At 48.0% G+C, this 22171-nt stretch carries 21 protein-coding genes; 19 read left to right on the top strand and 2 right to left on the bottom strand.

The genetic code is table 11. From position 1 onward, the window contains the following. Nucleotides 1–32 precede the first annotated feature (32 nt). From BK816_RS03900 to BK816_RS03915, 4 genes are read left to right on the top strand one after another with little or no spacing between them, the layout of a single operon-like run. Entirely contained in the window at nt 33–413 is a 381-nt protein-coding gene (locus BK816_RS03900; protein ID WP_071164012.1) for a YraN family protein, read from the top strand. Beyond that, nucleotides 413–1984, top strand: coding sequence for a YifB family Mg chelatase-like AAA ATPase (locus BK816_RS03905; RefSeq protein WP_071164013.1), 1572 nt, complete (start codon nt 413–415; stop codon nt 1982–1984). Before BK816_RS03900 ends, BK816_RS03905 begins: the two co-directional genes overlap by 1 nt. Next, nucleotides 1974–3185: a DNA-processing protein DprA gene (gene dprA, locus BK816_RS03910; protein ID WP_083379058.1), complete on the top strand. Its 1212-nt coding sequence runs from the start codon at nt 1974–1976 to the stop codon at nt 3183–3185. Before BK816_RS03905 ends, dprA begins: the two co-directional genes overlap by 11 nt. A 38-nt stretch (nt 3186–3223) precedes the next feature. Beyond that, on the top strand, nt 3224–4180 hold the full coding sequence (locus BK816_RS03915) for a tyrosine recombinase XerC (protein ID WP_071164014.1): 957 nt from the start codon (nt 3224–3226) through the stop codon (nt 4178–4180). Between the two features lie 57 nt (nt 4181–4237). Here the strand turns inward: BK816_RS03915 and BK816_RS09120 are convergent, their stop codons facing one another. Then, a complete protein-coding gene (locus BK816_RS09120; protein ID WP_170299659.1) occupies nt 4238–4597 on the bottom strand; it encodes a M23 family metallopeptidase in 360 nt (119 codons plus the stop codon). Between the two features lie 300 nt (nt 4598–4897). On the opposite strand from BK816_RS09120, the gene BK816_RS03925 reads away from it, so the two are divergent. The 5 genes from BK816_RS03925 to BK816_RS03945 all read left to right on the top strand — a co-directional run bounded on the left by BK816_RS03925 (nt 4898) and on the right by BK816_RS03945 (nt 9301). Beyond that, on the top strand, nt 4898–5968 hold the full coding sequence (locus tag BK816_RS03925; protein ID WP_071164016.1) for a bifunctional GNAT family N-acetyltransferase/nucleoside triphosphate pyrophosphohydrolase family protein: 1071 nt from the start codon (nt 4898–4900) through the stop codon (nt 5966–5968). Between the two features lie 55 nt (nt 5969–6023). Beyond that, entirely contained in the window at nt 6024–7118 is a 1095-nt protein-coding gene (locus tag BK816_RS03930) for an FAD-dependent oxidoreductase (RefSeq protein WP_071164017.1), read from the top strand. Nucleotides 7119–7217: 99 nt separating this feature from the next. Then, nucleotides 7218–7598 (top strand): hypothetical protein, encoded by a 381-nt coding sequence (locus BK816_RS03935; protein ID WP_071164018.1) that lies wholly within the window; start codon nt 7218–7220, stop codon nt 7596–7598. A 156-nt stretch (nt 7599–7754) separates the two neighbouring features. Then, the gene (locus BK816_RS03940; RefSeq protein WP_071164019.1) at nt 7755–8615 is read left to right on the top strand and encodes an undecaprenyl-diphosphate phosphatase; all 861 of its coding nucleotides are present in this window, start codon (nt 7755–7757) and stop codon (nt 8613–8615) included. Then, nucleotides 8612–9301 (top strand): HAD family hydrolase, encoded by a 690-nt coding sequence (locus BK816_RS03945; protein WP_083379060.1) that lies wholly within the window; start codon nt 8612–8614, stop codon nt 9299–9301. Before BK816_RS03940 ends, BK816_RS03945 begins: the two co-directional genes overlap by 4 nt. On the opposite strand, the gene BK816_RS03950 is transcribed toward BK816_RS03945, so the two are convergent. Then, the gene (locus BK816_RS03950) at nt 9279–10145 is read right to left on the bottom strand and encodes a RecB family exonuclease (RefSeq protein ID WP_071164020.1); all 867 of its coding nucleotides are present in this window, start codon (nt 10143–10145) and stop codon (nt 9279–9281) included. The two genes, BK816_RS03945 and BK816_RS03950, sit on opposite strands and share 23 nt — an antisense overlap. A gap of 123 nt (nt 10146–10268) precedes the next feature. Here BK816_RS03950 and BK816_RS03955 point away from each other — a divergent pair, with 123 nt between their 5' ends. The 10 genes from BK816_RS03955 (at nt 10269) to BK816_RS04000 (ending at nt 22171) form a co-directional block, all read left to right on the top strand. After that, nucleotides 10269–11360 (top strand): tRNA (adenine-N1)-methyltransferase, encoded by a 1092-nt coding sequence (locus BK816_RS03955; RefSeq protein WP_156981987.1) that lies wholly within the window; start codon nt 10269–10271, stop codon nt 11358–11360. A 14-nt stretch (nt 11361–11374) separates the two neighbouring features. Continuing rightward, nucleotides 11375–12922, top strand: coding sequence for a proteasome ATPase (gene arc / locus BK816_RS03960; protein WP_170299661.1), 1548 nt, complete (start codon nt 11375–11377; stop codon nt 12920–12922). A gap of 3 nt (nt 12923–12925) precedes the next feature. Continuing rightward, a complete protein-coding gene (locus BK816_RS03965) occupies nt 12926–14386 on the top strand; it encodes a proteasome accessory factor PafA2 family protein (protein ID WP_071164021.1) in 1461 nt (486 codons plus the stop codon). After that, complete coding sequence (locus BK816_RS03970; protein WP_071164022.1) at nt 14383–14592, top strand: ubiquitin-like protein Pup; 210 nt, start codon at nt 14383–14385, stop codon at nt 14590–14592. Before BK816_RS03965 ends, BK816_RS03970 begins: the two co-directional genes overlap by 4 nt. Then, a complete protein-coding gene (locus BK816_RS03975; RefSeq protein WP_071164023.1) occupies nt 14589–16103 on the top strand; it encodes a proteasome accessory factor PafA2 family protein in 1515 nt (504 codons plus the stop codon). Before BK816_RS03970 ends, BK816_RS03975 begins: the two co-directional genes overlap by 4 nt. Then, nucleotides 16066–17325: a hypothetical protein gene (locus tag BK816_RS03980; RefSeq protein ID WP_156981988.1), complete on the top strand. Its 1260-nt coding sequence runs from the start codon at nt 16066–16068 to the stop codon at nt 17323–17325. Before BK816_RS03975 ends, BK816_RS03980 begins: the two co-directional genes overlap by 38 nt. Then, nucleotides 17326–18201, top strand: a complete 876-nt coding sequence (lgt, locus tag BK816_RS03985) for a prolipoprotein diacylglyceryl transferase (RefSeq protein ID WP_236842355.1) — start codon at nt 17326–17328, stop codon at nt 18199–18201. 174 nt (nt 18202–18375) lie between these two features. Then, entirely contained in the window at nt 18376–19803 is a 1428-nt protein-coding gene (pyk, locus tag BK816_RS03990) for a pyruvate kinase (protein ID WP_071164025.1), read from the top strand. A 244-nt stretch (nt 19804–20047) separates the two neighbouring features. Then, nucleotides 20048–20260 carry a hypothetical protein gene (locus tag BK816_RS03995; protein WP_071164026.1) on the top strand — a complete coding sequence of 71 codons (213 nt, stop codon included), beginning with the start codon at nt 20048–20050 and terminating at the stop codon, nt 20258–20260. A 270-nt stretch (nt 20261–20530) separates the two neighbouring features. After that, a complete protein-coding gene (locus BK816_RS04000; protein ID WP_071164027.1) occupies nt 20531–22171 on the top strand; it encodes a leucine-rich repeat domain-containing protein in 1641 nt (546 codons plus the stop codon).

The raw sequence follows: 22171 nt of genomic DNA on the forward strand, positions 1-22171 counted from the left end.
GAAGCGAGAATCGATTCAGGAGGTGACTGCAATTGAAAGCAGATTTATTAGCACAAAGAGTTACGAACCAGGAAGTTGGCAAGATCGGAGAAGATATTGCTTGCCGAGTATTGGCTGACAATGGATGGTCGATTATCAGTCGTAATTGGCGTTGCCGTTATGGCGAAATCGATGTGATTGCCGTTAAAGGTCAAGAAATTAGCTTTATTGAAGTAAAGACCAGACGTGGAAAATCGCATGGTAGTGGGATCCAAGCAATCGACCCACGAAAGCTAAATCGGATCCGGAAACTTGCTCGGCTTTGGCTGCAAAGCAGCAGCGACTTTTTCACACAAATAAATATCGATGCCCTCGAAGTGCAGCTTCACGATGATCTGAGTTCTAAAGTACGTTATTTTCGTGAGGTAGCCTGATGGCCCGGGTTGTTACTACTAACGCCGTTTCATTACTAGGTGTACATGGTGCTTTAGTAACCGTTGAAGCACATGTGTGTAATGGTTTGCCGACCATCAATCTTGTCGGACTACCGGATGCATCGCTACGAGAAGCCAAAGACCGAGTTAGAGCTGCGGTATCCTCTTGTGGCTACACTCTAGGTTCTCGAAGAGTAACCGTGAACCTCTCTCCAGCGGACTTACCTAAGACTGGTAGTGGATTCGATTTAGCAATTGCGGTTGCCATGCTATGGGCAGAGCAGAATTTTCCAAAAAATGAGTTAAAAAACTGGGCATTTTTTGGTGAACTAGGATTGGACGGCCAAATTCATCCGGTTAAAGGAACTCTGCCAGTTGTTGCCACTTTGGCGAAATACGGAATAAAAAAGGTGGCTATAGCGCCGCAATCCATTGCACAGGCTCGACTGATTCCGGGTATTGAAGCTCATGCCTTTAGCCATCTATCAGCCCTGATTAGAACTTTAGGGGGAGATTGCAGCATAACGCCAGAGAAGAATATGAATACTGCATCCAACTGGCAGGGAAGTAAGAGTTCAACTGAGAGCTATTTTTCCGCCGAAGAACTCGATATGACCGAAGTACAAGGCCAGGCGGAAGGAAAGTTCGCTTTAGAAGTAGCAGCTGCTGGTGGTCATCATCTATATTTTGTGGGCTCTCCTGGGGCGGGAAAAACCATGTTGGCCAAACGTCTGCCAACCATCTTGCCGCCTTTAAATCAGGTCGAATCCTTGGCTGTTTCCGAAATCCATTCATTGGCAGGAACATTTGATGCACAAGCTGGTTTGCTTAGAAATCGACCTTTTGTAGCTCCACATCATGGGGCCTCTATGGCGGCAATAGTTGGTGGAGGTACCAATATTGCCGGTCCTGGGCTTATCTCTTTGGCTCATAAAGGAGTCTTGTTTCTGGACGAAGCCCCAGAGTTTTCACCTAGAGTGCTGGATGCTCTTCGTCAGCCGATCGAAAATGGTCAGATTGTTTTATCTCGAGCGAAATCTACCATCACTTTGCCCGCACAGTTCCAACTGGTCATGGCGGCAAATCCATGCCCTTGTGGTAACGCCTTTGCCCTCAATCGGAGTTGTGAGTGCAGCCCATTTACTAGACGAAGATACCTACAACGACTCTCAGGTCCACTTTTAGATCGAATTGATATCCAGATGCGAATAACCGCACCGAGTCGAATTGAACGGAGACAAAGGTATCAAGGCGATACCTCGAAAACTATCCAACAACGAGTAATCGCAGCAAGACAGAAAGCCAAAGTCAGAATCGGTGACGGTCCATGGGAAACAAATTCTCAAGTTACTAGTCGCGTAATCCAAAGTTGGTCTAAGGAACTGGAAGCACCCTGTCTTCGACTACTAGATCAGGCTATCGAACGAGGGGTTATTACTATGCGCGGAGCTGATCGGATTCAACGCCTAGCGTGGACCATCGCTGATCTTAAAGGAATGAATAAGCCTGAAAAAGCAGAAATATTGCAGGCACAAGAATTAAGAAATGGAAGTGTAAAAAATGACTACTAAACAAATGCAAACAGTGGCGAACATTGAATCGCCCAAAGACGCAATGATGATCTGGAGTTATCTGGTCGAACCAGTTGAACCTTTTGCTAAACAACTATTAGCAGTTTTCGATCCTATCAAGGCTTTAGAATGGTTGGCCCCCGAAAATTCGTTTTCCCAAAAATGGGAACAAGTGCCAATGGAAGTAAAAAACGAACTGATTATTGGGCATCAGCGCCTCCCCATAATGGTAGAACGTTGGCAAGAACGTTTGAAAGAGTGCAATTTAAATGCAATGAAAGATCGCCTCCGAGAAGTCAATGCAAATTTTCTTGCTCCAAATGATGCAGATTGGCCGATTGGCTTAAATGATCTTGGCTACGAAGCCCCGATTGGTCTATGGGTAAGGGGAAAACTACCCAAACAACTGCCAATAGCGCTTGTCGGCGCCCGCGCTTCCTCACTTTATGGTGATAGAGTCGCAAGTGACTTCTCTGCACAGCTTGCTGAAGCTGGAGCCACCATTATCAGCGGTGGAGCTTTCGGGATTGATGCTGCTGCCCATCGAGGGGCATTAGCTGTTTTAGGGAAAACTGTTGCTTTCATGGCTGGGGGAGTCGACGAGCTTTACCCGCTTGCATTAAGAGAACTACATGAAGAAATTATTCGAACTGGCGCGATCGTAAGTGAATACCCACCATTCGCTAGACCTGCCCGATGGCGTTTCCTACACAGAAATCGGTTAATCGCTGCTGCTAGTCGCTGTACGGTGGTGGTTGAAGCGGGAAATCGCTCAGGTGCCCTTGCTACCGCAAGAAGGGCACAGGAAATCGGTCGCCCGGTTGGTAGCGTGCCTGGTGCGATAAATGCTCCAACTTCACAGGGGACAAATCAACTCTTACGTAATGGGGCAACCTGTGTAACTAGTCCTGAACAAATTATTGCCCTTTGTCGTCCAATCGAAACTAAAGGCGAGGATTTTAATGTCGAAGTTATTCCTGGGATAGATACTGCTTTACCAGGTGAACTATCAGCAGTAGCAAGAAGGGTCTGGGATTCCTTACCAAAACGAAGCAACGCCAAAATCGCTCGTTTAGCGAATGCGGCAGGATTAAGCCAGAGTGAAGTCAAACCAATCTTAACCGAGCTGCAATTGCAAGGATACGTAGTGCAAACCGGACCTCAAGAGTATAAGCGGGGCATACGTGTGCCTGAAGGATAACTAAAATTTTAGGCTAAACTCCTCTTAGGAGGAACAGAGTGGACAAAAGCTTACCGGCGCAATCAGTTGAAGTGCTCGAAGGGTTCATTGAACACTTACAGTATGAACGAGGCCTATCTGAGCATACGGTTCGGGCATATCGACGTGATATTGAATCGCTTGCGAACTATCTTCAAAAAGAACAAGGCACAACTTTACTTGCTGCCACTACGCTTGATTTAAGAGCTTATTTGGCAAATTTGTATGACGAGCAAAAAGCACGGACTACTATTGCTAGACAAGCAGCATCTTTTCGGGCTTTCTATCGTTGGACTCAAGCTCACGAATATTTAGACTTCGATCCAGCAGCTAGACTGCATACCCCAAAGCTCGGTAAACATTTACCCACAGTTCTTAGCGTTAAAGATGTCCAAAAACTTTTCAAAACCCTAAAAGACTATGCATTGGCGTTTCCCAATGACCCAAAGGACGAAGAAACTATCTTAGCCAGAGCGCAGGCACTACGTGTTTGGGCAGAATGCGAATTACTTTATGCCACTGGCATTCGTGTCTCTGAGCTTTGTGGCATTGATATTCCACAAGTAGACCGTGCCATTCACGCCATCAGAGTGACAGGTAAAGGAAATAAAGAACGGGTTGTGCCGTATGGACGACCAGCTGGGACCGCCCTCGGCACATATGCTGAAAAAGGTCGGCGTATGATTGCCCAACCAGATTCTCCACCTGCTCTGTTTCTTTCAAACACGGGAAAACGAGTAGATCCAAGAGCGGTCAGAGCGGATGTGCATAAGGCGGCAGCACTTGCCCAAGTTCCAGATATTTCACCTCACGATTTACGTCACGCTGCCGCTACCCACTTACTTAGTGGGGGAGCAGACCTACGAATCGTTCAAGAATTACTAGGACATTCCTCTTTGGCTACCACTCAACGCTACACTCATGTTGATCAGAAACGTTTGGCATTAGCCTATACGCAAGCATTCCCACGAGCCTGAAAACTACTCTTCTATTCGTGCCATTTGCGCCAAAACATAGATACCTAGGATGCTACTTTATGGGACTAGCCGAGTGGTAAATTTTAGCTGTGACCACGGGTCTTGATAGACATGTGCCGACTTTTTTAAGCCCCAGGATAAAACGTTCCCAGTAGCGAAGCCGACTAAATCGCCTCGCCTGACTTCTTGATTCAGTTGCACTATCGCTTGTAGTCCAGTCAAAGTGGTGCGCCAAGGACCATAGACGGAAATAGAGACCGCGCTATCAGTCGCGACTTGCCCCGCAAAAACTACACGCCCATTCACTGGAGCGTAGATGGGCTGGCCCTTGCTAACAGTTAAGTCCCAGGCACGATTTCCTTGGTGCCAATCGAGCTTCGGAATCGCAATCGGTGAAAGCACTACGACTCTAGACACTGGCGGCAATAAGCCCGCGTGATTAGCATTTGCCGCCGGCAAAGAAGAAAAGCTAAGTAATAAGAACAACCAAGACAATGAGAGTAACACCAGATATGTTCGCGTCAGACTGCGATTAAAAGGGCAAGTGTGAGAAGAGAAAATATGATGGTGAACAACCCGTAAGAAATAGCTCATGCTTCAACAATAAAATCATGGTTTTTTTATCCGGTTTAAAAAAATCCGAAAGTTGTGGATAAAACAATGGGAGCAAAAGTCGTCTGGTCGGTTCTCAGATGCCAATAGGGTAAGATTAACTGCATGAGAGCGTCCTTTGAAACTACCCGTTTAAGCTTGAGACCATTCGTGGCTAGCGATGCCGCAACTGTATTCGCTTCGATTGATGAAGAGATCAAGAAGTGGACCACGGTTCCTTACCCATACACTGAAGAATCTGCCAAGTATTTTGTTACTGAACACGTTAAACGAATCAGTGATGAGCAGGGGCAACTGTATGGCATTTTTACCAAATCTAGCCAGGATTTGGTAGGAACTATTGAAATCCGAAATTGCTCCCGTAACGAAGAGCAAAACGTGGGCAGTATCGGACTATGGGCTGCTAAGCCTTTCCGCAGTCAAGGAATGTTGGCCGAAGCATTACGCGCTTTAGCCACGGAAGCCTTCGAAACAAAAGCCTACTACCGGCTCGAATACCGAGCCGAAGTCGAAAACTGGTCTTCAAGAGCATTAGCCTGGGCTTGTGGATTCGAGTTTGAAGGAATAGCTCGAAAGAGTATGCCCCCAACCCCATGGGCACAAGCTCAAGGAGAAACTGACTATCGAGATATAGCAGTTTATTCTCTCCTAGCTGGCGATCGCACGACTCCAAATAGCCGCTGGCTCGGGCCGCTTCCTGGTCAGCCAAGTGGACCAAAACTAGCTGACAGTCATCGCCCAGATCAGCTGGTTCGTCAATTCCACGAAACTTATGACTGTCCGATCCTAGACGAGCCAAGCTTAGAGATTGAACGTCTAGGTATGCGAATGGATCTAATCCTAGAAGAAGCATGCGAACTCGTGGGTGCAGTCTATGGGGCAAGTGCTCGAAAAACGATGGAACTCGCTTGGCAAAACGCAAAAGCCGAAGACGATGGCACTCGTGATTTGGTAGAGACTGCGGACGCCCTCGGCGACCTAATCTATGTGATTTACGGCATGGCCCTAGAAACCGGAATTGATCTACCTGCGGTTCTTTCCCAAGTGCAAGCATCTAATCTTTCTAAGCTAGATGCTGATGGAAGCGTAATTTACCGCGAAGACGGCAAGGTCCTAAAGGGACCAAATTTCTTCGGACCACGAATTGCCGAAGTTCTAGGTTTATCCCGCGATTAGCCTCGCTTCGTGGCACAATATAAAGCAATGTTCTCTAATGGAAGGTAAACATCAAATGGCACGCGTTGTAGTTGTTGGTGGCGGATACGGTGGTATCACGGTTGCTGGCGGTTTGGACGATATTGCAGAAGTGACTTTGGTCGAACAAAAAGACCAGTTCGTACACCATGCTGCCTCCTTGCGAGCTGCAGTTGACCCAGTATGGTCTCGCGCTATTTTCATGCCCTACACCCGTTTGCTCCGCAACGGTAGAGTCATTAACGCACCAGCTATGGGCGTTCAGGGTAACAAAGTTTATGTTGCTGGTCATGATCCGATTGAAGCTGATTACATCGTCTTCGCTACCGGTTCTACCTACCCATACCCAGCTAAGCACATGGTTTCCAAGTCCGCGGTGGCGCAAGCTCGACTAGAGCAGACTCGGGAAAACCTCAAGAACGCAGAAAAGGTTCTCCTAGTTGGTGTTGGTACCGTTGGCATCGAATTTGCTGGGGAACTTTCAAGTGCATACCCGAACCTTGAAATTACCATGGTCGAAAAGCAAGACCAGATCCTCGGCACTCACGACTACACCGATGAACTTCGCAAAATCATCACCAAGCAGTTGGAAGAACGTGGAATCAAGGTAATCACCGGGGCTACCCTCGGCTACAACCCACCGATCGATATGGGTGCGCTTTCGCGTTTCCAGGTTGAAACCACCAACGGGGAAAAGCTGGAAGCAGACATGTGGTTCCAATGCTACGGTTCCCAGACCGCATCGGGATACCTAGCCGCAGAATTCTCTGATGTGCTACGTCCAAATGGCCAGATTAAGGTCGACAAGTACCTCCGTGTTGAGGGACGTGAGAACGTTTACGCGGTTGGCGACATTACTGACGTGAACGAATCTAAGCGTGCAGATGCTGCTCGCGCCCACGCCCGTGTGGTGGTAGCGAATATTCGCGACCAGATTGAAGGCCGCTCGCCTTCGACCACCTACTCGGCTGGTAAAGAATGGGTCATTTTGCCACTTGGTCCTGAAGGTGGCGCTTCACAGCTAGTTGAGCCAGATGGCAAGGTTCGCATTGTGGGCGCAGATGAAACCGCACAGATTAAGGGAACCGACCTGATGGTCTCGATGATTCGCTCGCAGTTGCGTCTGCCCTGATCAGCTTTCTAGTCAGAAAATAACGGCATAATAGAATCGTTATCAAAATGGAGCCGAGGTCAACTATCCTCGGCTCCATTTTTGCCGTAGTCTAGGGGTATGGAAAACATCGATAGTCGCCAAGCTTTAGAAGCTCTAGTCAATGCACTTGAAGCTCACTATGAGTGCGCTTCACACGCGGCTGATCAGGATAAACTGGAAGCTGCAGAAATTGAACTTCGTGACGCTTTCTTCACCTACGATGATTTGCTCTTCACCGAGTTCGATACCGAGTTGCCTTTTGAAATGCTCGAAGACGTGGACGAGGACGTTGACTATGTCCTACTAGACGAAGATGGCGACGAAACTACCGTCATTTTTGGATACGTTGACGAAGACGATGACGACGACTATGAGGTCGAAGAACTCGATGATGAAGACTTCGACGACGAATACGATGACGATGATGACTACGACGATGAGGATGATGACGAGGACTAGTCCACTGTAAAAACAGTGAAACTAGTGCGACTTTCAACCAAAAGTCATTTTGTATTTCTCTTCGCCGTTTCTAAAAGCTTGCCTTGAGTTAGAGTGTGTCTAATTTTGCATGTTGATATGCCAGTGCCGGAATAATTGATAGGTATGCTTATCAACATGGATTATCTATCAGCGATTATTTTAGGCATTGTTCAGGGACTGACCGAATTTCTTCCGATTTCGTCCTCGGCACATTTACGTATCACCACAGATCTACTCGGCCTCGGTGACCCAGGTGCCGCCTTCACCGCAATTATTCAGATCGGCACTGAACTTGCTGTCCTCATTTACTTTTGGAAGGACATTTGGACAATCCTAACTCGCTGGTGGCGGTCAATGCCATGGGTCAGCCACGGTCATTTGCCCAGCTCAGATCCGCACGTCCGGCTCGGTTGGATGATTATTGTTGGTTCTTTACCGATCGGTATCCTTGGCCTTGCACTTCAAAAATGGATTGACACTTCCTTTAGAAATCTTTGGATTACGGTATTTACTCTCGCCTTTTTCGGCGTTTTGCTAGGTGTTGCTGACTGGTATGGAAAGCGCGAAAAGACACTCGAAAAAATGACTTGGTCAGAAGCATTGATTTATGGTTTCGCGCAGGCACTGGCTCTAATTCCAGGTGTTTCTCGTTCTGGCGGCACGATCACTGCTGGTCGTCTCATGGGCTTTACTCGTCCAGCCGCCGCACGATACTCCTTCCTTCTCGCAATGCCAGCAGTCTTTGCTTCCGGCTTGTACAAGGTATATGACGTCTTTAAGGGCGACGAAGCTGCTAACGTGCAATGGGGACCAACGATTGTTGCCACGGTAGTTTGTTTCGTCGTAGGCTACGCTGTGATCGTTTGGTTCTTGAAGATGATTTCAACCAAATCCTTTATGCCGTTCGTCTACTACCGGGTGGCCCTTTCTGCCTTTGTTGCCATTTGCCTTCTTACTGGACTTTTGCACGCTAACGCGATTGGAGTTGGCGTTTGAGTAATGGCCTGCCGCAAGCCGTCCTGCTCGATATGGATGGTACATGTATCGACTCAGAGCCGCTTTGGATTGCGGCTGAGGTAGCTTTGGCGAAAAAACACGGGGAAGTTTTTGATCCCAAGGATGGAGTCCAGTTCGTCGGAACTTCCATCTTGGATACGGCTGAATATTTTAAAAAGTGGTTACAACTTCCGCAAAGTGCACAAGATATTGCTGATGAGATTGTGGCAAATGTAGTCGCTGCTCTAGGCAGCGCGGCACTACAACTACGACCGGGATTGCCACAATTGTTGGTTGAATGCCAAAGGCTGAATCTTCCGGTTGCTTTAGTTACCAGTTCCTATCAGGTTTTCGCCGACGCCTTTATCGCTAAACTTGAGCAGGAGCCATTTGCCCAAGAATTGAAGCGGCCGATATTTTCCGCAGTGGTCACTGGGGATGAAAAGCTACCGAATAAACCCGATCCAGCACCATACCAAGCGGCAGCTACTCGTCTTGGGATGAACCCCCAAGAGTGTCTTGCGGTTGAAGACTCACCTACAGGATTGCGGAGTGCTTTAAATGCCGGATGCCAAGTGGTAGGAATCGAATGTATGAATCCAATCCCTAGTTGGCCAGGAATTACTGAGCTTTCCTCTTTAGCTGATTTGGATGAGAAGCTGCTTAGGAAGTTGGCCTCCGCCTGATGGTGAGCAATTGCTTCGCCCGTTCATGATCATATTTCGGTAGTTCACTACCAAAGGCAGGACAGATCGACTGATATGAGCACCAAGGACATAAAGGTCCGGTTTTTGGAATGAAATTTCCGCTTTCTAGCGCTTTTTCCATTTCATTCCAAGTATCATTGATGTCTCGTTCAATCAGTTGTAGATCAGTTTCTTGCGGATCAAGGGTTAGGACTTTTCCATGCTCAACATAGACCAGTTGGCACCTGGCCGGGAGAGTCTGCTTTTCATTATTTAACAGCAGAGAATAGAACCGCATCTGGCTTAAAGCTTTTTCTTGATATTGCGGTTTGGGAACTTTACCGGTTTTGTAATCGACCACGCGCAAAGCGCCATTATCTGGGCGGACATCAATTCGGTCAATAAAACCTCGAATGGCAACGCCGGAAGGAAGTACTGTCCGGATTTCAGTTTCGGTTCCACCGTTTTGTAGGGCTGGTGGATTTTCAATCTGAAAATATTTGAAAATGACTGCTTGAATTCGCTGAACTAACGCAAGTTCATCGTCTTTGGTGGGGAACAGGACATCAGCTTCAGGATTTTCTTTTCGAACCAGGGCGAATGCTGGATCGATTTGAGATTGGGCTGCGGCAAGAGTTCGTTCTTGGGGTGGAAGCTGAAATAAGTTTTCAAGCACTTGATGTACCGTGGTGCCGAAAATCAGGTGTAGCTTAGGCTCCTCGGGAATACGGTCGACCATGGTAAAGCGATATTTCAACGGACACTGTTGAAAATCTTTTAGCCGTGAGAAAGAAAGGAAGCTTTGTGGCCTTTGTAGTTCGGTTTCACCTTGATTTTCAGTCATGCTCCTAAAATACCCGCTTTTTCTGTTTTTTGGGGTTTTCCACACTCCAAGTTAGGCAAAGCACGCTGGTATCTAGCTAGCGGGTCGTTCGAAAAGGCAAACACACAGGTAAACTAGAAGGTGATGAATACACAAAACGAATCACCAGCTTTTTCCGAAGATGAATCGGAAGTACTATTCCAACGCGTTGATCTTGAGCCAGTCGCTGATCTTGGCGTGCGTCGCGGGCCATTTCGCGTAGGCGATCGTGTTCAACTTACCGACCCCAAGGGGAAGCTTTTTACGATTACTCTAACCGAGGACGGTACTTTTAACACTCATAAGTCAGCGTTTAAGCACCGTGATTTGCTTGGAAAACCGGAAGGCACAGTTTTAGAAACTGCCGAGGGCGTTCGCTACTTGTGTCTGCGTCCTCTTCTTAGTGACTATGTACTGTCCATGCCTCGTGGAGCTGCAGTAATCTATCCGAAAGATGCTGCCCTAATCGTGCAATATGCTGATATTTTTCCAGGCGCTCGGGTAGTGGAAGCTGGCGTTGGTTCAGGCGCTCTTTCTCTTTCTTTAATCTCGGCGATTGGGGATACTGGCAAACTACTTAGCGTCGAGCGGCGGGAAGACTTCGCGGAGATTGCTAAGGCGAATGTTGATCTTTGGTTTGGTGGGCGTCCTAAGAGCTGGCAGGTTGCAGTTGGTGACTTAAACCAGGTACTTCCCGCAAGATGTGAACCGCATTCGGTTGATCGGGTCATTTTAGATATGCTTGCCCCTTGGGAAAACTTGGAGGAAGTTGCACAAGCACTAGTGCCCGGTGGTGTTTTGCTTTGTTATGTAGCTACTGTCACGCAGCTTTCTCGCTTGGTCGAAGATTTACGTGCAACTGGTCGATTCACCACGCCTCACGCTTGGGAAACTATGTCTAGGGATTGGCACCTTGAGGGGCTGGCAGTTCGTCCCGAACACCGGATGGTGGGCCATACCGGCTTCCTTTTGACTTGCCGGACTATGGCGAGTGGTGTTAGCCCCTTGGAGAAGAAGAAACGCCCAGCAAAGGCGGCAGAAGGTCTAGCTGGACAATGGGATGATACTGATTCTTGGAGCGACACAGAGATCGGCTTGCGTCCAGTTTCTGAGAAAAAGCTCCGGCGAGTTCGGCGTGATGTGACGGCTAAAGCTAATCACTGGTTAGGCGAAACAACTGACGGCTCAGAAGCTTAAAGTAGGTGAAATTAGTGGTGGGATCAGAGGAAAATACGCTAGAAACGGCCTCGGATAATCAGGCATCAGGAGCAGCTAAAGCTCTTACGGTAGGTGAGCTAGAAACTCAAAATCGAAAACTTGCCACCGCTTTGACTTTGACCCAAAAGCAACTTGAGCGGGCTCGTCAGCAACTCGCTGAAGTCGCGATGCCACCAATGACCACAGCCTATTTCCTAAAAGCTTTTTTAGCCGAAAGGCAGGCTGAAGTTCAGCTCGCGGCAAGGCGCATGCGTGTTTCAGTTGCCCCTGGGGTCGAACTCAGTTCCTTCGAACGCGGACAATCCATTCGGCTCAACGAACAAATGGTGCTGATTGGCGCAGCTAGCCCAGTGCGAGAAGGCACGATTGCTACCATCAAAGAATGGCTGGGGATAGACCGCGTGATTTTGACTGTCAATGGAGGAGAGCAAGTCTTTTCCGTAGCAGCTAACCTAAATACGCAACAGCTTGAGGCAGGAGACCAAGTCCGCGTTGATACTGCGGCGAAGTTGGTGCTGGAAAAAGTTGTTCGCCAAGAGATGCAAGAACTTTTGCAACTTCATGATCCTGAAGTCGGCTACGATGAAATCGGTGGTCTGAACAAACAGGTTGAACAAGTTCGCGAGGCTGTCGAATTGCCTTTAAAGCATCCGGAACTTTTCAAACAGCTGGAGTTGCGTCCGCCCAAAGGAATTTTGCTATACGGGCCTCCAGGATGCGGCAAAACCCTGATTGCGAAAGCTCTGGCCACCTCATTGCGACAGGGCAAGAAGCCGGCAGCATTTTTTACCGTAAAGGGACCGCAACTTTTAAATAAGTTTGTAGGGGAGTGCGAACGTGAAATCCGCGCTATTTTTGGTGCCTCAAGGCAAATCGCTAAGACCGGACGCCCGGTGGTGATCTTCTTTGATGAAATGGAAGCTTTGTTCCGCACCCGTGGCTCCGGAATCAGCTCTGATATCGAAACGTCTGTAGTTCCACAATTCTTGGCAGAGCTAGACGGCGTTGAAGAACTACGCAATATCATCGTGGTCGGTGCTTCGAACCGTGAAGACATGATCGATCCCGCAGTACTTCGTGCTGGTCGTCTAGATGTGAGGGTGCACGTTGATCGACCCGATCGTGCGGGTACTGAGGAAATTTTACGTATTTATCTTTCGAATAATCTGCCCTACGCTGGGGGCAGTCGCGATTCGATGATTATTGAGTTAGCTCAGTATTTGTTTAGGCAAGATGCACAAAGTGTGCTGTTGACGGCAGAACTTGCCGGTGGTGGCAGCCAAGATTTCTTCGTCAAGGATTTCCTCTCGGGGGCGACTTTACGTGGCATAGTTGAACGGGCAAAAAAGCTAAGTTTACGCCGTTTGGTGGCTGATCCAAACAGTGGACTGACTCGAGACGATTTGTTGCAATCTGCTAAGGCGGAAGTCACTGAGTTGGTTGATTTGGCGGCCTCGACAGCTCCTGATCAGTGGGCCAGAGTTCTTGGGATTCGCGGCGATCGGGTGGTTCGGCTTACTCGCAATGAACTTGAATGGTGACGAATGCTGCTTGGATCAGAGTTTGAACTTGGGATTGTTCCTTTAAGCTCGAAGCCGGTAGGGGTCTGTGAACCGGCCATTAACTTGGTGGGAAACTACCAGCGGGTACTTCGTTCGGCCGGCCATCGGGCTAAGTGGAATTACTTGTCAGAGACTCCACTAAAAAGTGTGTTCGGTGATGATATTTTGCGGGACGAGGCCGATCCTTCCTTGCTAACTGATGACGCTAAGTCAGTGCTGGGGCGCGATGATCTTGATCTACTAGCGACCAATTTGGTGACTAAAAATGGCGGTCGCTTCTATGTAGACCACGCCCATCCTGAATATTCGACCCCTGAATGCGAAAATCCCTTAGCCCTCGTTATGGCGGAGGCAGCGCTTAGCCAAATTGCGCAGGAAGCAATGGCAGCTAACGATCGACAGTATCTCTTGTATCAGAATCTTACGGACGGTAAGGGAAATACTTGGGGATATCACGAGAACTATCAGTTCAGTCGTCAGACAGATTTTCAAAAATTGATAGTTCCGCTGGCTACTTTTTTAGTGGTTCGTAATCTGCTTTGTGGTGCTGGCAAGCTTGGTATCGGTCGTAAAAATGACTTGCCTGGTTTCCAAATTTCGAGTCGAGCTGATTTCTTTGAATCACTATCTGGAGTACAGACTACCTATCAACGACCGATCGTTAACTTGCGCGATGAACCTCATGCTGATCGCCAAAAGTGGCGACGCTTACATGTAATCACCGGGGACGCTAATCGCCTCCCTTTTACTGCCTATCTAAAGTTTGTGGGTACAAGCTTGTTTTTGTGGGCATGGGAACGGCAAACTTTAAGAGGAGATGACTCTGAGTTCCAAAAGCTTTGTTTGTCTGATCCGGTAAAAGTAATGCCGTTAGTTTCACGTGATCTTTTTGGGGCAAAAAGATATCAAATGCAAAGTGGTAAGGAACTTTCCGCGGTTGAAATCTTGGTCGGCTTTTCGAGGATCATAGGAAAAGAGTTAGAGAGCGTTCAACATGAGTCCGATCTCCCTTATTTAGACGCACCAGCTTTCTTTGCAAATTGGCAAGAAACTTTGCAGAAGTTTACGCAAGGTGGTCCGCAAGCTGTCTCGGATCGGGTCGAGTGGGCCTTAAAATATTCTTGGCTCGATGCTGCTAGGCAAAAGTTTGACACAGATTGGCAAGATCCAAAGCTAGCTGCCCTAGAACAGAGTTGGGCAGATTTACGTGATGAAAAATCAGTTTATCGGCGCCTCGAAAAAGCTGGATTGGTTGCGCCGCTCCCAACCCATGAGGGGGTAAAGACGACTCCCTCGATCCGAGCGCAGAGACGAGCCGAACTAGTTAATGATCCTCGGGTCGAATCGATTGGGTGGCGCTATGTTTGTTACCGTGGCCATGGAAAATCAAACTGCCATGAGATATTGTGTGAAACTGCAGCGGACGAAAGGGAAGAAAAGTGAATGGGAAGCAAAGCCAGATGCAAGAGAAGAACTGCCAGTGCCAAGAAGTAACCCAAGAAGTGGATGCCCCAGACGATTTTTCGATGCCTGAAAACCCCGCATCCCGCACCGTGCAGATGCAAGATATCTTGGCAGATATTGATGAGGTCTTGAGTGAGGAAGCACAAAGTTTGGTTGCTTCTTACGTACAGGCAAGCGGTCAATGATTATTGATCCGCGGATTCTCGAGACTAAAGTTTCGGTTTCTCCACGAATATTTGGTCTGGAAACAGAATACGGTTTGGTTGCTCCCAGTGACTTTGGCGGGGGAGTAGTGAAAGCTGCTCGGGAATTGTTACGACCCAAAATTGATTATACGAAGTCGGGTGCGACCTTTTTGCCTAACGGTGGTCGCTTGTACTTAGATGTCGGCGCACACCCCGAGTATGCCACGGCTGAATGTATAAAACCGTTGGATTTAGTGGCTCAAGATCGTGCTGGTGATCTGATGCTGGCACAGCTCTTAACTGATTTTGCTACTTCCTCTGGCACGACTTTAAAACTGTTTCGCAATAATCTCGATGGTGCTGGTAATAGTTTTGGGTGCCATGAGAATTATCAGATTGCTCGTGAAGGAAATTTTGAATCCTGGAAAGATGATTTTGTCTCTTTCTTAGTTACGCGCACCTGTTTGGTGGGGGCTGGTGGGGTGATCACAGATCGTAACGGTACGCATTTTGTGCCGTCGGTGAGAGCGGGTTTGATGACTGCTGTGGAATCTGCTTCATCCACCCAAGATCGTCCTATCTTGAATACTCGAGATCAGCCTTTGGCAGATCGAAGTAAATATCGCCGTCTCCATGTGATGCTTTCTGACACTAATTTGGGGCAATTTCCTACTTTTTTGAAAGTTGCCTCGGCGCTTTTGGTGCTTCAGTTTTTGGAATCGGGTGGTTCCTTTGCGGATTTGCGTTTAGCAGACCCGATTGACGCATTGCACATTGTCGGAAATGATCTGTCATTGCAGGCCGAGGTCGAGTTGCTAGATGGTCGACGACTTCGTGCAGTTGAAATCCAAGCTCTGATGGTCTCTCGTGTGCTTTCTTGGCTGGGGGGACAAACCGCAAGTGAGGCGCAAAACCACGCCACTTCTGTGCTAGCTAAATGCGGAAGTTTCAAGAAGTTTTTGGCAACTTTTGAAGTTCCCGAGCTCGATCATGATTCTTTAATTTCACAGCTATCATTTGCGGCTTACCAGTGGCTGGAACTTTGTGTGATCTTACTTGGTGAAGATTGGTCTGCGATTTCTGGTCGGATCGATTGGCTTCTAAAGCAAGAGTTTTTCTCGCAGTATTCGTCCTCGGCCCAAGGAAACTGGGAAGATCCCAAAGTTCGCGTATTAGACTGGTCTTTCCATCAGGTTGGAGGGCGACTATGGCCTGAGCTAGAAACTCGCGGCCTCGTAGCGTCCCTACTTACCAAAGACGAAATTGGTAAGACTTTAGCACAGCCTCCTAGTGATACTAGAGCTTACGTTCGAGGCAGATTGATTGGGGTGGCGCAAGAATTAAAGCTGGCGGTAAATGCCGATTGGGATCGAGTATATTTCGGTTTAAATAATGAAGTTAAGTTGGACTTAGACGATCCATTTAATTGCTCGGGTTCGTTAGTTGCCCACACAAAGACTAAGATTGAGGAAATTGCTAGAGCAGAAGTGGAAGGATTCTATGGGGTCTGAGCGGGAAGAGGCTACGAGCCTAAACGAGGTCGAGGCTGTGGGTGAAACTTCAGATCGTTTTCCCAAACGAGTTCGTCGACGTAGTCATTCGAGCCAAGCCGTAAACATGAATCAGCTGGAAAAGGCGGTGCAAGCTGAGACTAGCTCGCCCGACTCTACTCATTTTTCGTCTAAGGTCGACGGTAAGGGGACTGACCAGACTTCGATTGATGCCACGACTGCGAGTGCCGAAGCACGAGTAGCTGAAGCAACTGAAATATCGGAGCGGGATTTTTCGTGGAATGGGCTTAAAGCTACTACAAAACAAGGATTGAGTGACGCTAAGCTTTACATTAAACGTAATCCCAAGCGCGTGGTTTTTGCCCTTGTTGCAATGCTGTTAATGCTAATGGTGTTAGCGGCTCTAGTATTTTCTTTCCGGTCATTGGCTGCTAAACAGGAACAAGAACCGGTCACGCTTTCGGCAACTTTTAGTGGTCGTTTAGGTCAAACCGTGACATTGAAGTTGCCCGAGGAAATCACCCCACTTGAGTATGGGAAGTTCGTGACAATTAAAGGCGGTGGGAAAGAGCTCGCGATTGGTGCTCCAGCGCTACTCGCCGTTTCAACTTTTGATGGCAGGTCGGGAGCTCCCACTGGAGCGTCGACGTCACCATTGATGTTACTTGGAGCTTTGGATGCTAATTTAACCGGCGAGCAGCTGGCACAACAACTAGTAGGAATCAAAGAAGGCTCACGAGTCGTTTTTGTTCGTCCGCTTAGTAATGAAAAAAATCCTCCACTTGAGCTAGTCGTAGTTGATGTTTTATCCACGGTAGCTACTGGGCATTCTCAACCTTTGCCGAAAAATGCAGGGGCTTGGGTGACAGAGAAAGATGGCGTTCCAGTAGTGACTGAGATTAAGAGCCAAAATGCTAAGGAACCATGGGGTGCTGTCGTCATGCGCGGAAATGGTGACCAAGTGGGTGAGAATGATACGATTATTGCGCAATTCTTAAAGGTAAATGCTTTGAATGGTCAAGTCGAGGAATCGACTTGGGAAGCTGGCGGGATGCCGATGAAAGTCAAACTTTCTGAGATCATGAAACCGCTAGCGGCTGAACTTACAGATCAGAAAGTTGGCTCGCGTATTATTACCACTATCCCTGCAGCGAGTTCCGATGGGACGAACCCAATTGTGGTAGTAGTGGATATTTTGGCAATCTTAAATCAGGAGAAATAATTGCTCACCTCACTCATGGCTAATTGGCCATTTTCTATTCCCTCGCCTTCCCAGGCGGTCTGGTACTTGGGGCCGATTCCTTTGCGAGCTTATGGCATTTTGATCATGATCGGTATTCTGATCGCTATCTTTTTAACCAAGCGGCGCTATGCTGATCGCGGGGGAGATGGTGAATTTATTTACGAGGTCGCTATTTGGGCTGTTCCAATGGGGATTATCGGAGGACGCCTCTACGAGATTGCAACCTCCCCACAAAAATATTTTCCGCCAACCGGTGATCCTTGGTTAATGCCGCAACTTTGGCTCGGTGGGATGGGCATCATGGGTGCTGTTTTACTGGGGGCCTTAGGAGCTTATATCGCTATGAAGCTCAACGGACAACGACTTGGTCCTTTTGCTGATGCCCTTGCTCCTGGACTATTGATGGCGCAAGCGATCGGTAGAATTGGTAACTACTTCAATCAAGAGCTTTTTGGCTGGGCAACTACTTTACCTTGGGGTCTTGAAATTGATGATCGTCATCTTCCCGCTGGATATGCGCCAGGAACGCTATTTCACCCAACATTCCTCTACGAATTGATTTGGAACTTACTGGGTGCTCTCTTTTTACTCTGGTTTGATCGAAAGCATAAGATTCAATCAGGACAGTTATTCTTTTTGTACATTTCGGTCTATGGCTTAGGTCGTACTTGGATTGAACATATCCGTATCGATGAGCCGGCCCACTGGATTGGACCTTTACGATTAGCCTCTTGGTTCGGGTTGGGGCTGGTAGCTTTTGGATTGATTGGGTACTGGTTAGCGGGACGCTTGCATCATTCAACTCGAGTAACCCCAGAAGAATTAGAAACTTGGGAAGCGAAGAATAAAGCATAAAATTGACTCGAGAAGTTTTGCCACTGGCGTAGAACGTTATAAATGACCAGTAGCACTTTAAATTCGTGTCATGATGTTAGAGATATTTTCGTTACATAGCGTGCTAATTAGGACTTAGTTCCGCTAAAATGATTACGTAATAGTGACTAAGGTGAAGGAATCGAGACATAACCTATGCGTCGAGCTAAAATTGTGTGCACCATTGGTCCAGCAACTGATACTCCCTCTCAAATTCAGGCGTTAGTTGATGCTGGAATGGATGTGGCTCGGATCAACCGAAGCCATGGTTCTCAAGAAGAACATGAAGCTGTTTACAGTGAGGTGCGACGTGCAGCCCGAGCATCAGGGCGTGCGGTCGCTATTCTAGTTGACTTGCAGGGCCCCAAGATTCGTTTGGGCAACTTTATTAATGGCAAGGAACTTTTGGAAGTTGGTGACAAGTTCACCATTACGGTAGAAGACGTCGAAGGCACTAAGGAACGTGTCGGTACTACCTTCAAAGGTCTTACCGGTGACTGCCGTCCTGGTGACCGTTTGCTGATTGATGACGGTAACGTTGCTGTCCGTGTTTTGGAAGTAACCGATACTGATGTGGTAACTACTGTTGAAGTTGGCGGCTATGTGTCTAACCACAAGGGCTTGAACTTGCCTGGGGTCGCCGTATCCGTCCCTGCTTTGTCCGAGAAAGACAAGGAAGATCTGCGTTGGGCCCTAAACTTAGGGGTTGACCTCATCGCGCTCTCCTTCGTTCGAAGTGCAGTGGATATTGAAGATGTCCATCAGATCATGGAAGAAGAAGGACGTTACGTTCCAGTAATCGCGAAGATTGAAAAGCCACAAGCAGTTGATAACCTGCAGGGAATCGTCCAGGCCTTCGATGGCATCATGGTTGCTCGTGGTGACCTTGGTGTAGAAATGCCTTTGGAAGCAGTGCCATTGGTTCAGAAGCGAGCGATTGAATTGGCTCGTCGTGAAGCTAAGCCGGTAATCGTGGCAACCCAGGTAATGGAATCCATGATTAAGAATCCGCGTCCGACTCGCGCCGAGGCCTCTGACTGTGCTAACGCTATTCTTGATGGCGCCGATGCAGTAATGCTTTCGGGTGAAACTTCTGTGGGTGCTTATCCAATCGAAGCTGTTCGCACTATGGCTCGTATTGTGGAAAATGTCGAGGAAAACGGTGGTGAACGTATCGCCAACTTGGGTACATTCGTTCACTCCCGTCCAGGTGTTATTACCCACGCGGCAGCCCGCATTGCGGAAATGATGGACGTCAAGTTCATGGTGACCTTCACACAGTCGGGTTCTACCTCGCGTATGATGTCGCGCCTGCGTTCGCCGATTCCATTGTTGGCCTTCACTCCACTGGAATCTACTCGTAATACTTTGGCCCTTTCTTGGGGTGTCAATACCTACCGAGTGCCAGAAGTGAAACACACCGATGACATGGTTTGGCAGGTTGACCAGGTGCTACAGGCAACTCATATGGCAGAACCTGGCGATCAAATTGTTATTGTGGCAGGTATGCCGCCAGGCACTTCCGGTTCAACTAACTCGATCCGTGTACACACGATCGGTGATGATGTAGATTATTCGCACTGAGGTTAGTTAACCAGCTAAAGCCTTCTTAAATGTCGCGGGACAATCATTCAGATTGCATCCCGCGACATTTTTGTATATACTGTTGTTTTGCGCTGATGCACGTTAAGAAAAACATTGTTCACCCGATCGGTGTTAATGGGTGAAAAAGTATCAAGCAAAATCGGAATGATCCGAACTCGTGGCTACCAACACAACCCAAGTGTTCACCACAAAAAGACCAAATTCTATTAGAAGGAGGGATTGTATGATGCAATCCATGATTAGTATTCGCGATAAGAATCGCTCGTTTGAGGCACACAACCTCTTGGCTACTGCTTTGCCTGCAACTGTTGCGGCATGGTTTAATGAGGACAATGATCCTCGTGTCAAGAAGGCGATTGGCGACCTTAGCATGGGCGATCAGGCATGCGCTGCTGCCCTGAAGTTTTTAGGGATTGAAATCATCTCAGCAGCATAAAATAACGCGGGCTTCTTTTACGAGCCCGCGTATTTCTTTTGGTCAGGATACCCTGGCCATTTTTTATTTCCATTTTCCGTTAATAAATCCTTCTTTGTAAGAGCTAATTGCTGGCATTTCTTCTACTAAGTGTCGTCTGGCAGGAAAATTTGGACATTTAGTTATATGGTGAGTTTATTCGAGTATTTTGTTCTCTAGCTCACTGTCTCTCTTAGGAGCTTCGGTAAGGTTAGCTCACAATAGGTGACTTGTATGTAAGGAATATTTGTTATGAGAAGAACTGCGGTTGTCGCTGCGTTGGCTACTTTGACTTTAGGCGCTAGCGTTTTCACCCCTCTTTCCGCTCCTGTTGAGGCGTCTGCTGCTGGTGGCCGGATTGTGATTGCTAGGGCTCCGCTTGCTGGTGGGAAGTTTGTGGATGTTTCTCGTGAGACTTTGTTTTCTGGTGAGATGGCGTGGTTAGCTAACGCTAAGGTTTCGACTGGTTGGCCTGCTGGTGGGGGCCTCCGGGCTTATCGTCCGTTGGCTAATATTGAGCGTCAGGCGATGGCGGCGTTTTTGTATCGTTTGGCTGGGATTGATAAGAGTGGTTATCGTCCTCCTTCGCGGGCGACGTTTAAGGATGTGCCGGTTGGTTCTCAGTTCTTTAAAGAGGTTGAGTGGATGGCCGCTACTGGGATCACGACTGGTTATCGTGATAAGTCTTTCCGTCCGCTTGGTCCGGTTAATCGTGATGCGATGGCGGCGTTTTTGGCTCGGTTTGTGAAGAAGTATCCGTCTAAGGTTTCGCGGGCGATTGTTGAGCTTGGTGCTCCTGGTCGCGCTAGTGGGAATGTGTTTGTTGATGTTCCTGCTGGTACGCAGTTTGCGGCTGAGATGGAGTGGTTGAAAAAGACTGAGATTTCGACTGGTTGGGTTCGTGCTGGTAAGCGTTTTTATCAGCCGGTTACCCCGATCCACCGTGATGCGATGGCTGCGTTCCTCTACCGTTTGAAGAACAACAAAGCCGCCACCCCAGCAAAGCCAAAGCCTACGCCGGCCAAGCCTAAGCCTACGCCGGCCAAGCCTAAGCCTACGCCGGCCAAGCCTAAGCCTACGCCAGCAAAGCCTAAGCCTACGCCGGTCAAGCCAAAGCCTACGCCGGTCAAGCCAAAGCCTACGCCAGTGAAGCCAAAGCCAGTACCGGCCAAGCCTAAGCCTACGCCGGCCAAGCCTAAGCCTACGCCGGCCAAGCCTAAGCCAAAGCCAACGCCTGTGAAGCCGATAGATCGAAAGAAAATCGAACAGATTAAGAAGCTAGTAGATCAAAAATGCCACAAAATAAATTGGTATGATGGCGACTTTTACATGCTCTGTAATCTAGTTGAACTTACTCCTCAGATAGCTAAGACTATTAATGCGAAGGTGGTTAGCGAAAGAGCAGATATATTGAACGTGAGGGTGCAAAAAACTCATACGCTCAACGATGCTAATATGGTTTTTCCGAATGTGAGAGAACTAGATTTGGCTGGAAACAACCTGAAAACGGTACCGAATTTTTCTCACCTGCCGAATCTTGAAATTCTGGACATGATCGACATTCATCTGAAGGCAGTACCTAACTTTTCTCACCTGCCAAAACTAACTGAACTTCATATACGCGGAAATGAGTTGACGTCGGTTCCTGATTTCTCTCATTTACCAAAGCTAGAGATACTCAATCTGGGTGAGAATCGTTTAGGATCGGTCCCTAATTTTGCTCATCTGCCAAAATTGACCTCGCTGTCTCTAGATAAAAATAAGTTGAGGACAGTTCCTAATTTCTCCCGTCTTCCAAGACTGAATACTCTTGACCTACGTGATAATCCATTTAAGGTTTGCCCAAGGTTCACCCACCTGCCGAAAAATGTAAAAATCAGTAAAACATGCTGA

The organism is Boudabousia tangfeifanii, assembly GCF_001856685.1.
Classification (GTDB): Bacteria; Actinomycetota; Actinomycetes; order Actinomycetales; family Actinomycetaceae; genus Boudabousia; species Boudabousia tangfeifanii.

Coding starts and splice junctions, on each gene's coding strand:
- BK816_RS03965 (WP_071164021.1), top strand. CDS start 12,926: ATGCTGCTTGGATCAGAGTTTGAACTTGGGATTGTTCCTTTAAGCTCG.
- BK816_RS03930 (WP_071164017.1), top strand. CDS start 6,024: ATGGCACGCGTTGTAGTTGTTGGTGGCGGATACGGTGGTATCACGGTT.
- BK816_RS03940 (WP_071164019.1), top strand. CDS start 7,755: ATGGATTATCTATCAGCGATTATTTTAGGCATTGTTCAGGGACTGACC.
- BK816_RS03975 (WP_071164023.1), top strand. CDS start 14,589: ATGATTATTGATCCGCGGATTCTCGAGACTAAAGTTTCGGTTTCTCCA.
- BK816_RS03955 (WP_156981987.1), top strand. CDS start 10,269: ATGAATACACAAAACGAATCACCAGCTTTTTCCGAAGATGAATCGGAA.
- pyk (WP_071164025.1), top strand. CDS start 18,376: ATGCGTCGAGCTAAAATTGTGTGCACCATTGGTCCAGCAACTGATACT.
- BK816_RS03995 (WP_071164026.1), top strand. CDS start 20,048: ATGATGCAATCCATGATTAGTATTCGCGATAAGAATCGCTCGTTTGAG.
- BK816_RS04000 (WP_071164027.1), top strand. CDS start 20,531: ATGAGAAGAACTGCGGTTGTCGCTGCGTTGGCTACTTTGACTTTAGGC.
- dprA (WP_083379058.1), top strand. CDS start 1,974: ATGACTACTAAACAAATGCAAACAGTGGCGAACATTGAATCGCCCAAA.
- BK816_RS03950 (WP_071164020.1), bottom strand. CDS start 10,145: ATGACTGAAAATCAAGGTGAAACCGAACTACAAAGGCCACAAAGCTTC.
- BK816_RS03905 (WP_071164013.1), top strand. CDS start 413: ATGGCCCGGGTTGTTACTACTAACGCCGTTTCATTACTAGGTGTACAT.
- BK816_RS03925 (WP_071164016.1), top strand. CDS start 4,898: ATGAGAGCGTCCTTTGAAACTACCCGTTTAAGCTTGAGACCATTCGTG.
- BK816_RS03935 (WP_071164018.1), top strand. CDS start 7,218: ATGGAAAACATCGATAGTCGCCAAGCTTTAGAAGCTCTAGTCAATGCA.